Annotated in this window: 10 protein-coding genes; 8 read left to right on the top strand and 2 right to left on the bottom strand. The window is 72.6% G+C overall.

Features of this window, described 5'->3' with window-relative positions; genetic code table 11:
- The first annotated feature begins 25 nt into the window (after nucleotides 1–25).
- From RMN57_RS13415 to RMN57_RS13400, 4 genes are all read left to right on the top strand, one after another.
- Nucleotides 26–484: a peroxiredoxin gene (locus RMN57_RS13415; protein WP_313763642.1), complete on the top strand. Its 459-nt coding sequence runs from the start codon at nucleotides 26–28 to the stop codon at nucleotides 482–484.
- 261 nt (nucleotides 485–745) lie between these two features.
- Nucleotides 746–1,321: a TerD family protein gene (locus RMN57_RS13410; RefSeq protein ID WP_238740915.1), complete on the top strand. Its 576-nt coding sequence runs from the start codon at nucleotides 746–748 to the stop codon at nucleotides 1,319–1,321.
- A 212-nt stretch (nucleotides 1,322–1,533) separates the two neighbouring features.
- On the top strand, nucleotides 1,534–2,109 hold the full coding sequence (locus tag RMN57_RS13405) for a TerD family protein (RefSeq protein ID WP_313763641.1): 576 nt from the start codon (nucleotides 1,534–1,536) through the stop codon (nucleotides 2,107–2,109).
- Nucleotides 2,110–2,169: 60 nt separating this feature from the next.
- On the top strand, nucleotides 2,170–3,276 hold the full coding sequence (locus RMN57_RS13400) for a DUF475 domain-containing protein (RefSeq protein WP_313763640.1): 1,107 nt from the start codon (nucleotides 2,170–2,172) through the stop codon (nucleotides 3,274–3,276).
- Between the two features lie 187 nt (nucleotides 3,277–3,463).
- On the opposite strand, the gene RMN57_RS13395 is transcribed toward RMN57_RS13400, so the two are convergent.
- Nucleotides 3,464–4,660 (bottom strand): DUF2637 domain-containing protein, encoded by a 1,197-nt coding sequence (locus tag RMN57_RS13395; RefSeq protein ID WP_313763639.1) that lies wholly within the window; start codon nucleotides 4,658–4,660, stop codon nucleotides 3,464–3,466.
- A 379-nt stretch (nucleotides 4,661–5,039) separates the two neighbouring features.
- Here RMN57_RS13395 and RMN57_RS13390 point away from each other — a divergent pair, with 379 nt between their 5' ends.
- The gene (locus tag RMN57_RS13390; RefSeq protein WP_313763638.1) at nucleotides 5,040–5,765 is read left to right on the top strand and encodes a Tellurium resistance; all 726 of its coding nucleotides are present in this window, start codon (nucleotides 5,040–5,042) and stop codon (nucleotides 5,763–5,765) included.
- Between the two features lie 61 nt (nucleotides 5,766–5,826).
- Here the strand turns inward: RMN57_RS13390 and RMN57_RS13385 are convergent, their stop codons facing one another.
- Entirely contained in the window at nucleotides 5,827–7,011 is a 1,185-nt protein-coding gene (locus tag RMN57_RS13385; RefSeq protein WP_313763637.1) for a TerD family protein, read from the bottom strand.
- 544 nt (nucleotides 7,012–7,555) lie between these two features.
- On the opposite strand from RMN57_RS13385, the gene RMN57_RS13380 reads away from it, so the two are divergent.
- From RMN57_RS13380 to RMN57_RS13370, 3 genes are all read left to right on the top strand, one after another.
- A complete protein-coding gene (locus tag RMN57_RS13380) occupies nucleotides 7,556–8,857 on the top strand; it encodes an HpcH/HpaI aldolase/citrate lyase family protein (RefSeq protein ID WP_313763636.1) in 1,302 nt (433 codons plus the stop codon).
- A 290-nt stretch (nucleotides 8,858–9,147) separates the two neighbouring features.
- On the top strand, nucleotides 9,148–11,757 hold the full coding sequence (locus RMN57_RS13375) for a phosphoribosyltransferase (RefSeq protein WP_313763635.1): 2,610 nt from the start codon (nucleotides 9,148–9,150) through the stop codon (nucleotides 11,755–11,757).
- A gap of 5 nt (nucleotides 11,758–11,762) precedes the next feature.
- Entirely contained in the window at nucleotides 11,763–12,626 is an 864-nt protein-coding gene (locus tag RMN57_RS13370; RefSeq protein ID WP_313763634.1) for an HAD family hydrolase, read from the top strand.
- Nucleotides 12,627–12,689: the final 63 nt, after the last annotated feature.

The raw sequence follows: 12,689 nt of genomic DNA, 5'->3' as shown, positions 1-12,689 counted from the left end.
CCCGTCGCGTCAGAAAGGTCCCACCATGGCCATCGAGATCGGTACCGAGGCTCCGGACTTCGAGCTGAAGAACCAGCACGGCGAGCTGGTCAAGCTCTCCGACTTCCGGGGCGAGAAGAACGTCGTCCTGGTCTTCTACCCGTTCTCGTTCACCGGTGTCTGCACCGGCGAGGTCTGCGCGATCCAGAAGGAGCTGCCCCGTCTGCAGAACGACGAGGTGCAGGTGCTCGGCGTCTCCAACGACTCGCCCTTCACCCAGCGCGTCTTCGCCGACCAGGAGGGCCTGGACTTCCCGCTGCTCTCCGACTTCTGGCCGCACGGCGAGGTCTCCCGCGCCTACGGCGTCTTCAACGAGGAGAAGGGCTGCGCCGTCCGCGGCACCTTCGTGATCGACAAGGCCGGCGTGGTCCGCTGGAGCGTCGTGAACGACCTGCCGGACGCCCGCGACGAGCAGGAGTACCTGAAGGTCGTCGGCGCGCTCTGACGCATCCGGGGGCGCTCGTCGCCCCGCGCACGACCCCTCCGTGCGACCCCGCGCACACCTCCGTGTACGACCGTGCGTGACCCCGCGGGCCCGGCCTCGGCAAGATTCGAACAGCCACGCCGGGCCCGTTCCCTGCCCAGGACGGGAACCCGGCACTACGATCGGTCCGTTGGCTGGTCAGAGGCCCGGGGGCAACCGCCTCCGACGCCTTGAACCGCACTACGGGGGCACCGGGCGTGCCTCCCGATTCTTGGAGGACAAGTGGGTGTCAGCCTGAGCAAGGGCGGCAATGTCTCGCTCACCAAGGAGGCCCCCGGCCTGACCGCCGTGGTCGTCGGCCTTGGCTGGGACGTCCGTACCACCACCGGCACGGACTTCGACCTGGACGCCAGCGCCCTGCTCTGCAACGACCAGGGCAAGGTCGGCACGGACGGCAACTTCGTCTTCTTCAACAACCTGAAGAGCCCCGACGGCTCGGTCGAGCACACCGGCGACAACCTCACCGGTGAGGGCGAGGGCGACGACGAGCAGATCAAGGTCAACCTGGCCACCGTGCCGGCCGACGTGGCCAAGATCGTCTTCCCGGTGTCGATCTACGACGCCGAGAACCGGTCCCAGAACTTCGGCCAGGTCCGCAACGCGTTCATCCGCGTGGTCAACCAGGCCGACAACAAGGAGCTGGCCCGGTACGACCTCTCCGAGGACGCCTCGACCGAGACCGCGATGGTCTTCGGCGAGCTGTACCGCAACGGCGCCGAGTGGAAGTTCCGTGCCATCGGCCAGGGCTACGCCTCCGGCCTGCGCGGCATCGCCCAGGACTTCGGCGTCAACGTCTGAGTCGCGGACGGGGCCCGGCGGGCCTGAGGCAGTACCAGCGGGCCGGGGCGGCCGCGGACGTGACGCGTCCGTGGCCGCCCCGGCTTCGTGCTGTCCCGGCGCACTGGAAGGATAGGAGTTCAGGAAGTTCAGCCGGCCGGACGAGGCCGGACGGGGCCGCGGGGGAATAGACCTGAGACGCGCCCCGGGAGGAAAAGGGAGGAAGGACAGCCATGAGTGTCACGCTCGCCAAGGGTGGAAACGTCTCGCTGACCAAGGCCGCGCCGAACCTGACGCAGGTGCAGGTCGGTCTCGGCTGGGACGCCCGCTCGACCACCGGTGCGCCGTTCGACCTCGACGCCAGCGCGCTGCTCTGCTCGGGAGGGCGGGTGCTCGGCGACGAGTACTTCGTCTTCTACAACAACCTGAAGAGCCCCGAGGGCTCGGTCGAGCACCAGGGCGACAACCTCACCGGTGACGGCGAGGGCGACGACGAGGTCGTGCTGGTCAACCTGGACCTCGTCCCGCCGCAGGTGGACAAGGTCGTGTTCCCGGTGTCGATCTACGACGCCGAGTCGCGGCTGCAGAACTTCGGCCAGGTGCGCAACGCCTACATCCGGGTGGTCAACTCCCTGGACGGTCAGGAGATCGCGCGCTACGACCTGACCGAGGACGCCTCCAGCGAGACCGCGATGATCTTCGGCGAGCTGTACCGATACGCGGGCGAGTGGAAGTTCCGCGCGGTGGGCCAGGGTTACGCCTCGGGCCTGCGCGGCATTGCCCTGGATTTCGGCGTAAACGTACAGTAAAGGCTCGAAACACGCAGACGTCGTGTTCGGTGCCATGAACTCGAAAGGTAACCAAGTCCCGTGTTCCTCCGCACATTCGGCTGGTCATTCGCGATCACCGTCATCGGGCTGATCACAGCCGGCCTGCTCTGGGGAGCCGAGGGATTCGGCATTGTGCTGATCCTCTCCATCCTGGAGATCTCCCTGTCGTTCGACAACGCGGTGGTCAACGCCACGGTGTTGAAGCGGATGAACCCGTACTGGCAGAAGATCTTCCTCACCGTCGGTGTGCTGATCGCCGTCTTCGGCATGCGGCTCATCTTCCCGCTGCTGGTCGTCGGCCTCACCGCCCACCTCAACCCGGCCACCGTCGTCGACCTGGCGCTGCACTCGGACAAGACGTACGAGGGCATGACGTACGCCCAGTACCTGGAGGCGGCCAACCCGGCCATCGCGGCCTTCGGCGGCGTCTTCCTGCTGATGATCTTCCTCGACTTCATCTTCGAGGAGAAGGACTACAACTGGCTGGCCTGGATCGAGCGGCCGCTGGAGAAGGTCGGCAAGCTGGAGGCCTTCTCGACGGTCGTCGCGCTGGTCACCCTGCTCCTGGCGTCGAACTTCTTCGCCGGTGAGCACGCCGAGACGGTGCTGCTGGCCGGTGTGCTCGGCCTGGTCACCTACCTCTCCGTGAACGGACTCGCCTCGATCTTCGAGGCGGGCCTTGAGGAGGAGGCCGAGAAGGAGGAGGAGGCCGAGAAGGCCGGGAAGTCCATCGTCCAGGTGGGCGGCAAGGCCGCGTTCTTCCTCTTCATGTACCTGGAGGTCCTGGACGCGTCGTTCTCCTTCGACGGCGTGGTCGGCGCGTTCGCCATCTCCAGCGACATCTTCCAGATCACCCTGGGTCTCGGCATCGGCGCGATGTACATCCGTTCGCTGACCGTCTTCCTGGTCCGCAAGGGCACCCTGGACGACTACGTGTACCTGGAGCACGGCGCGCACTACGCGATCGGTGCGCTCGCGGTGATCCTGATGGTCGGCATCGAGTACCACATCCCGGAGATCGTCACCGGCCTGATCGGCGTCGCGTTCATCGGTCTGGCCCTCGGCTCGTCCATCCTGCGCAACCGCCGCGCGGCCGCCGAGGGCGGCGACGGCGAGGAGCAGGAGTTGGTGAGCTCCAGCAAGTAGGCGCCCCGGCGCAGACACGAACGGCCCGCCCCCCGGCGAGAGGGGGCGGGCCGTTCGGCGTTCCGGGGTGTTCCGGCGGTCCGGTGGTCCGCCGGTCCGGCGGTCCGGTGGTCCGCTGGTCCGGCGGTGGGGTGCCGGGGGCGGTGCCGGTGTTCCGGGTGCCGGTGTTCGGAGTGCCGGGGTGCGGTCAGCCGAGCTGCTGCTCGATGGCGCGCAGCTTGCGCTCCAGCGAGTCCAGCTTGGGCATCGACAGGGTGTCGTCGTCGGCCGTCAGGTCGACGGTCGAGCTGCGGTAGGACGAGGACGACGAGCTGCTGCGGTAGGAGGGCTCCTCGGAGGTCCCGAACGAGGACGAGCCGAGGGCGGACGAGTCGAACGAGGACGAGCCGAGGGCGGAGGAGCCGAACGAGGTGCCGACGGCGGCCCGCGGGCGGCGGCCGGCCTCCAGGGCGCTGCGCGGGGCCGGCTCCAGCGAGGAGGTGGCGTTCTGGGAGGTCGTGGCGTCCGCTCCGGCGGCTAGGGCAGGCTCCGTAGCGCTCGGGCCGTCTCCGGCGGCGGTGAGGGCGGGCACCTGGCGGCCGCCGCGGGCCCGGGCGAGCATGCCGCCCTGGCGGGCGATCGCCTTGAGCTCGGCGCGCTCGCGGCGGTCGGCGGTCCGGGCGCGCATCTTGGCGTCCAGCTTCGCCTGGCGCTCCTCGCGCACCTCCTCGACGGCCTCGTCCAGGCTGCGGACGTTCTCCAGCAGCATCAGCGACCAGGCGGCGTAGGTCTCGCGGGGGGCGCGCATCCAGCGCACGATCCGGATCTGCGGCAGCGGGCGCGGGACCAGGCCCTGCTCGCGCAGCGCGGCCTTGCGGGTCTGCTTCAGTGCGCGGTCGAACAGGATCGCGGCCGAGATCGACATGCCGGAGAAGAACTGCGGCGCGCCGTCGTGCGACACGCCGCGCGGGGCGTGCACCCAGTTGAACCAGGCCGAGGCGATCGCGAACACCCAGACCAGCAGGCGCGAGCCGAGCGCCGCGTCACCGTGGCTGGCCTCGCGCACGGCGAGCACCGAGCAGAACATCGCGGCGCCGTCCAGACCGAACGGGACGAGGTACTCCCAGCCGTTGGAGAGGCCGAGGTTCTCCTTGCCGAAGCCCACCAGGCCGTGGAACGACAGCGCGGCCGCGACGCCGGCGCAGCAGAACAGCAGGACGTAGGAGGAGATCCCGTAGATCATCTCCTTGCGCCGGCGGCGCTCCTCGCTGCGCTCCCAGGAGTCGCCGGGCTCCTCGGTCTTGCTGCCGTTCTTGAAGCGCAGCGTCGCCACCAGGATGGCGGTGAACAGCAGGGCTGCGCCGCCGATGACGGTCCAGACCAGCTGTATGGAGGTCAGGTTCATTGCGGGTCGGGCCTCGGGTTTCCGCAGGGGACAGGTCACAGTGCGACACGAGAGGACAAGACCCGTCCCCGGACCGGGGCCTGACGGCGCGTCGCTGCTGCCGGTGCGCCTCCGCACCCCTGGACGGGGGCGGGCGGGACACCTGTGCGGCAAGACGATATCGCGTCCGAGGGGGCGGCATGTTACGGGAGGGGAGCTTCGGCCCGCCAATCGACGCGCCGGTGGGGGTGGAGGTACCCTGCCGCGGCCGTCGGCGCCGCTCGGCGGTGTCCCGGGTGTCGGGGTGGGTAGGGAGTTCGTTACCCGGCGGGCGCGGTGATGCCCGATCATGGAACGGCGGACCGTCAGACCGCCTGGCGGCCCCTGGGGGAGGACTGGGATGGCCTCGATTTGGGAGTACCTGCGCGGGGAGCGGAACACGCTCGACCCGGGCGGGCAGTACAAGGTCACGCTCACCAAGTCCACCCCGCAGCACGCGATCACCGGGGCCGCGGCCACCACCGGCTACCTCTACGTCAATCTGCACTGGACCACCCGGATAGGGGCCCCGCGCGCGTCCGGCCGGGACGCGCTGCGGCGGTTCTTCAACCCGCGCATCCTCAGCCCGATGGAGCCGGACGCCCAGCACGCCCAGGTGAACGTGGACCTCGACCTGGCCTGCATGTACGAACTGGCCGACGGCAGCCGCGGCGTCGTCCAGCCGCTCGGCGGCTACTTCGGCGACCTGCAGCGTGCGCCCTACGTCAAGCTGAGCGGGGACGACCAGTACGGGGCGCCGTCCGGTGAGACGATGTACGTCAACCTGGAGAAGAAGGACCAGTTCAAGCGGCTGCTGATCTTCGTCTACATCTACGACGGCACCCCGGCGTTCGAGCAGGCCAACGCGGTGGTGACGATCGTGCCGCAGACCGGTCCGCGGATCGAGATCAAGCTGGAGGAGCGGGCCCACGCCGCGCGCTCCTGCGCCGTGGTGCTGATCGAGAACACCGGGGACAACACGCTCACGGTGCGCCGCGAGGTGCGGTACGTGAACGGGTTCCAGGCGGACATCGACCGGCTGTACGGCTTCGGGATGCAGTGGCAGCGCGGGTACAAGAGCAGCTGACCGGCCGGCCGCCGGTGGGTCCTCCGGCGGCGTGGCGGCGGTCCTCCGGCGGCCGGGCGGCTCAGCGGGGCTGGAACTGCGGGCCCTGCGGCGGCAGCGCGAACTCCTCGGCGCCAGCCTGCCCCTGTCCCTGCTGCTGTCCCTGCTGCTGCGGGGGCTGGTGCTGCGACTGCGGCGGCGCGGTGTTGGGCTGGGGGTAGCCGTAGCCGCCGCCCTGCTGCGGAGGCTGCTGGGGCTGCTGGTGCGGGTAGCCGTAGCCGCCCTGCTGCTGGGCGTGCTGCGGCTGCGGGTAAGGGTGGTTCGGTGCCGCCGGCTGCGGGTAGCCGTAGCCGCCCTGTTGCGGAGGCTGCTGGGGCTGCTGATGGGGGTAGCCGTAGCCGCCCTGCTGCTGGGCGTGCTGCGGCTGCGGCTGTGGGTAGCCGTACCCCGGCCGGGTGTTCGGGGGCGCCGGTGGGGCGGGCGGCAGCGTGGGCGGCGCGGTCGGCGGCGGGGGAGTGTTGGCGGGGACGCCGCCCGTGGCCGGCGCGGTGGTGGGCGGCGCGGGCGTCGGGGGCGCGGCGGGCAGCGGGACGGCCGGGGCCAGGGTGTAGGTGCCGGGCTCCGGGCGCGGGGTGGGGCGGGGGTCCGGCAGCGCGGTGCGCGGGTCCACCGCCGGGGCGGCCGGAGCGGCGGAACCGGCGGCCGCCCCGGCGCCGGCCTCGTCCTCGACGGTGATGCCGAAGTCGGTGGCCAGGCCGATCAGGCCCGAGGCGTACCCCTGGCCCACGGCCCGGAACTTCCACACCCCGGCCCGGCGGTAGAGCTCGCCCGCGACCAGCGCGGTCACGTCGTCGGCCTCCGGCATGGCGAACTCGGCGAGCGCGGGCGCGCCCTCGCCGCCGGCGGCGTCGTAGAGCAGGACCCGCAGGCCGGTCACCGAGCGGAACGAACCGCCCTCGGAGGAGCCCGCCAGCACCACCCGGTCGACGTCGAGCGGCAGCTTGCCGAGCTCGGCCTCGACGGTGTCGGCGATCTCGGCGCCGCCGGCGGTCTGCTGCTTGGGCAGGTGGCGGACCAGGCCGGAGGGGTGCCGCGGCTGGTTGTAGAAGACGAAGTCGGCATCCGAACGGACCCTGCCGTCGGCGCCGAGCAGCAGCGCGGAAGCGTCCACGTCCGGCGCACCGGGCGTGGCGCTCCAGCGCAGCACGGCGCGGACCGCCGCGACCGGCAGTGCGATGTTGGCGCCCTTGGCCATCACGTGCGTCATAGCCGACCATCCTGCCTGTTCGCCACCCCTTCGGACAACGTGACCGAAGGTGGCGAACCGGGGGGACTTTGCCAACACTTGCGCTTTGTGAAGCGGAGGGTAATCTTCCGAGAATTCGATGTTTCGGAACCGCATTCGACCGGAAGTCGTCCGTACGATGGGCGGCCAGAGGCCCCCGGGAGGGTCCGGCAAGGCTCCGGCAAGGCTCCGGCAGGGGGGTGGCAGCAGCGCATGCCCGGGAACCATCGCGCCCGGCGAGTCGGTTGACCCTTCGGAGGACCCGCTCGTGCGGAGCGGGATCCGACGGTCCCGTTCCGCGTCCAGCACCACGACACCTCACCCGCCGCCCGCCCGATGCCGCACCGGACCCGCGCCCGAACCGGCGCCCCCGATCCGGCCCCGCCCGCCCTGCCGCCAGCCCCGTGCCCGGTCCCAGCGCCTCCGCACCCCGAGCCTCCGTCGAGCCCCCGCCGCCCGTCCGACGAGCCCTTCGCACACCCAGAACCCCGCCGCAGAGGCGGCCGCAACCCCTGAGGAGAGCACCTTGCGCCATTTCGGCCACCTCGCCGACGACGTACGCGGCCGGCTCTTCCTCGAACCGCCCCGCGACTTCTCCCCGGAGAGCGGCGCGGCCGTCCTCGCGACCGCGCTCGGCGCCACCCTGTACAGCCCGGCCACCCGACCGAGCCTGAGGGCGGACATCCGCAAGCAGGCGGCCCGCGGCGTCGTTTCGATGGTGCTCTGCCTGGAGGACTCGATCGCCGACCACGAGGTCACCGGCGCCGAGGCCAACCTGGTCGCGCAGCTCGGCGCACTCTTCGAGGAGACGGCGGGAGCGGGGGCAGGGGCGGGAGCGGCGTTCGGGGAAGCGGGGGGGACGTTCGAGGGGGCGGTTGCGGAGGGTGGGGGCGCGCGGCCGAACGCGGGCGCCGTGGAGGTCGAAACCTCCACCAGTTGCACACAGGATCTGCCCCTCCTCTTCATTAGAGTGCGTGCCGCCGCCCAGATCACCGACCTCGCCGAGCGGCTCGGCCCCGCGATCGGGCTGCTGACCGGGTTCGTGTTCCCCAAGTTCACCGACGAGAGCGGCGCGGAGTACCTGGAGGCACTGGCCGCCGCCGAGGCGGCCACCGGGCGGCGGCTGTTCGCGATGCCGGTGCTGGAGTCCCCCGAGCTGGCGCACCTGGAGACCCGCCGTGAGCAGCTCTTCGGCATCGCCCGGCTGCTCGACAAATATCGCGAGCGCGTCCTCGCCGTCCGGCTCGGCGTGACCGACCTCTGCTCGGCGTACGGCCTGCGCCGCTCGCCCGACCTGACGGCGTACGACGTCGCCCTCGTCGCGGCGGTGATCGGGGACGTGGTGAACGTGCTCGGCCGCGCCGACGGCACCGGGTTCACCGTCACCGGACCGGTCTGGGAGTACTTCCCGGTCCAGGAGCGGATGTTCAAGCCCCAGCTGCGCCGCACCCCGTTCGCCGAGGCCGAGCCCTCCGGGGAGGCGGTCCGGCAGCGGATCATCGAGCACGACCTGGACGGCCTGATCCGCGAGTTCGAGCTGGACCGGGCCAACGGCCTGCTCGGCAAGACCTGCATCCACCCCAGCCACGTCCCCGCCGTGCACGCGCTCTCGGTGGTCACGCACGAGGAGTACTGCGACGCCCGGGACATCCTCGACCAGGAGCGCGGCGGCGGTGGCGTGCTGCGCTCGGCGTACACCAACAAGATGAACGAGGCCAAGCCGCACCGGGCGTGGGCGGAGCGGGTGCTGCTGCGCGCCGAGGTGTTCGGGGTGGCGCGGGAGGACGTCAGCTTCGCCGAACTGCTCTCGGCCTGCCTCTGCGGTTGAGGCTCCGCGGTGGAGGCTCTGCGGCGGAGGTCCGCGGCTGAGGCTCTGCCGGGTGCCGGGGCTTCCGCCGGCACCGCTCGCGCCCCGGGCGTGACCCCGCACCACCTGCATGACCCCGCACCACCCTGGTTCGACCCCGTACCACTCCGTACCGCCCCGTACCACCCCGCACCACTCCCGGTACGGGAGCTGCGGGCCCGAAGGACCACGAGGCCCGCACGACCCCGCACGACCCCCGCAGGACCCCGCGCGACCCCGCACGACTCGCACCATCGAAGGCAGGACCAGTAGTGACAGCACAGCAAGAGTGGACCGGCCGCTGGGTGGCCGACCGTGCCGGAGTCGCCCTGACCGGATCGGACCGCCTCCCCGAACTGGTCGGGCTGGCCCTGCGCGAGAACCGCAAGCGCGCGCACCTGCTGGTCTCCACCGTGCTCGGCAAGCACGTCCCGCAGCGCCCGTCCGTGGTGCACGGCGCCGGCCTCGACCTCGGCCGCCGGGTGCGCGAACTGCTCGGCGAGGCAGCGGCCGCGCGCGCCGTCGTGCTCGGCTACGCGGAGACCGCGACCGGGCTCGGCCACAGCGTCGCGGACGGCCTGGGCGCCCCGTACCTGCACTCCACCCGCCGCCCGGTGGCCGGCATGGCCCCGGTCGGCGGCTTCGAGGAGGAGCACTCGCACGCCACCTCCCACCTGCTGCTGCCCGCGGATCCCGAACTGCTGGCCGGCGAGGGCCCGCTGGTCCTGGTGGACGACGAGTTCTCCACCGGCAACACCGTGCTCAACACCATCCGCGAGCTGCACCGCCTCCACCCGCGCGACCACTACGTCGTGGTGGCCCTGGTCGACCTGCGTGGCGAGGCGGACCGCGCCCGGCTGGCCGACACCGCCGCCGAACTCGGAACCCGGCTCGACCTGGTGGCCGCCGCCGGCGGCCGCGTCGAGCTGCCGGCCGACATCCTGGACCGTGCCGAGCGCCTGATCGCCGAGGTCGGCCCGGCGCCGGAGCCGCCCGCCACCGCGCCGGCCCCGCTGGTCCGGGTCCAGCTGGACTGGCCGGAGGACCTGCCGGACGGCGGCCGGCACGGCTTCACCGCCGCGCACCGCGAGCAACTGGACGCCGTGCTGCCGCAGTTGGCCGACCGGCTGGCGGCGGCGGTGGAGTCGGTGGGCGCTGCCGCCGATGTGGGTGCTGCGGGGGCTGCGGGTGCTGCCGGGGTCGGCGGTGGCGCGGCGGGGGCCGGCGGCGCCGGTGCGGCCGACCGGGCCGAGGGCCGGGCCGCCGGCCGGGTGCTCGTCCTCGGTTTCGAGGAGCTGATGTACGCCCCGCTGCGCCTGGCCGGCGCCCTCGCCGAGCGGCTCCCGCACGGCGAGGAGCGGGTCCGCTACTCCACCACCACCCGCTCGCCCGTCCTCGCCGTGGACGACCCGGGCTACGCCATCCGCACCCGGCTCGCCTTCCCCGCCCACGACGACCCGGCCGACGACTCCCCGCGCGAGCGCTTCGTCTACAACGTCGCGCCCGGCGCCGACCCGGACCGCCGCTTCGGGACCGTCGTGCTGGTGGTCGACGACGTCGCCGACACCCCGGCCCTGCACGAGGGCGAGCGGGCCCTGCTGAACCAGCTGCGACAGGTCACCGACCGGGTGGTCCTCGCCGTGCTGCCCTCGCACCGCCCGGTGCGCCCGCCGCAGCTGGCGAGCCCGCCGCGGCCGGTGCGCCCGCCGCAGGAGCACCGCCCGCCGCGGCCGGTGCTCCTGCCCGGCCCCCTGTACGGCCCCGACTTCTCCTCCTACCGGGCCGACGAGGTGGCCTGGCTGCTCAAGGACCTCTCCGACGTCGCCCTGGAGGCCCCGACCGAGGAGCGCGAGGAGGCCGTCCAGAGCGGCGGTGCCCACTACGCGGAGTCCCTGCCGGTCGAGTACCAGCCCAGCCCGGAGTACCAGGAGCTGTTCCACCAGGCCCTGCGGGTCTCCGCCCGCCGGATCGCCGCCGCGGTCGGCACCGTCGCCGAGACACTGGTGCGCGAGCGCGGCCGCGGTCTGGTCCTCGCCTCGCTGGCCCGGGCCGGAACGCCGGTGGGCATCCTGATCCGCCGCTGGCTCGCTTTCGCGCACGGCCTGGACACCCCGCACTACGCCGTCTCGATCATCCGCGGCCGCGGCATCGACCCCGTCGCGCTGCGCTACCTGGCCGCCCACCACCACGCCCCCGACGTGGTCTTCGTCGACGGCTGGACCGGCAAGGGCGCGATCACCCGCGAGCTCGCCGACGCCGTCGCCGGCACCGCCTTCAACCCCGAACTCGCCGTCCTCGCCGACCCCGGTCGCTGCGTCCGTACCTACGGCACCCGCGACGACTTCCTGATCCCCTCCGCCTGCCTCAACTCCACCGTCTCCGGACTCGTTTCGCGCACCGTCCTGCGCGCCGACCTGATCGGCCCGGACGACTTCCACGGCGCCAAGCACTACGCCGACCTGGCCGGCGCCGACGTCTCCGAAGCCTTCCTGGACACCGTCTCCGACCACTTCGCCGCCGTCCGCGAGGAGGCCGTGGCGGCGGCCGAGCAGCTGGCCACCGCCGACCGCGCCCCCGACTGGGCCGGCTGGGCGGCCGTCGAGCGGATCAGCGCGGAGTACGGCATCGACAACATCAACCTGGTCAAGCCCGGTGTCGGCGAGACCACCCGCGTCATGCTGCGCCGCGTCCCCTGGCGGGTGCTGGCCCGGCGCGGCGCCGGCGCCGACCTCGACCACGTCCGCCTGCTCGCCGCTCAGCGCGGCGTCCCCGTCGAGGAGGTGGACGACCTGCCGTACTCGTGCGTCGGACTGATCCACCCCCGCTACAGCCGCGGAGCGACCGGCGCCTCCGGCACGGCCGTCCTCCTGAAGGAGTCCTGAACCCGATGAGCAGCACCGGCAGCTTCCTGGTCGCGAGCGACCTCGACCGCACGCTGATCTACTCCAACCGCGCCCTCGCGCTCGACGTGCCCGACCGGCTCGCGCCGCGCCTGCTCTCGGTCGAGGTGCACGACGGCAAGGCGCTGTCGTTCATGACCGAGCAGGCCGCCGCCATGCTGGTCGAGCTCGCCCGCGAGGCCCTCCTCGTGCCGGCCACCACCCGGACCAGGACGCAGTACGAACGCGTCAACCTCCCCGGCCCGACCCCCGGTTGGGTCCCCGCGTACGCGATCTGCAGCAACGGCGGACGCCTGCTGGTCGACGGTGTGCCGGACGAGGACTGGCAGGCGGAGGTGGCCGGCCGGCTGGCCGCGGCCTCGGTGCCGCTGGCCGAGGTGGTCGAGCACCTGGCGCTCTGCGCCGACCCGGAGTGGACGCACAAGCGGCGGGTGGCCGACGACCTCTTCGCCTACCTGGTCGTGGAGCGGGCCGGGTTGCCGGCCGGCTGGCTGGAGGAGCTGACCGGCTGGTGCGCCGAGCGCGGCTGGAACGTCTCGCTCCAGGGCCGCAAGGTCTACGCCGTGCCGGCGCCGCTCAGCAAGAGCGCCGCGCTGGCCGAGGTCGAGCGGCGGGTCGGCGGCGCCACCGTGCTGGCGGCGGGCGACTCGCTGCTCGATGCGGACCTGCTGCTCGCGGCCGACGCCGCCTGGCGTCCCGGGCACGGCGAGCTGGCCGACAGCGGCTGGTCGGCACCGGGCGTCACCGCGCTCGACCAGGTCGGCGTGGCGGCGGGGGAGGAGATCGTCCGTCAGTTCCTGGCGCGGGTCCGGGGCGCAGTCGACGTGGTGGACGCCGTCGCGGCGGGATAGCGCGTCCGGTGGGGCTGTCCGTGGGTGGGGCTGTCCGTGGGTGGGGCGTCCTCGGTCCCGGGC

Source organism: Kitasatospora sp. CM 4170 (assembly GCF_032110285.1).
GTDB classification, from domain to species: domain Bacteria; phylum Actinomycetota; class Actinomycetes; order Streptomycetales; family Streptomycetaceae; genus Kitasatospora; species Kitasatospora aburaviensis.
This window is presented reverse-complemented; position numbering and strand designations above follow the sequence as displayed.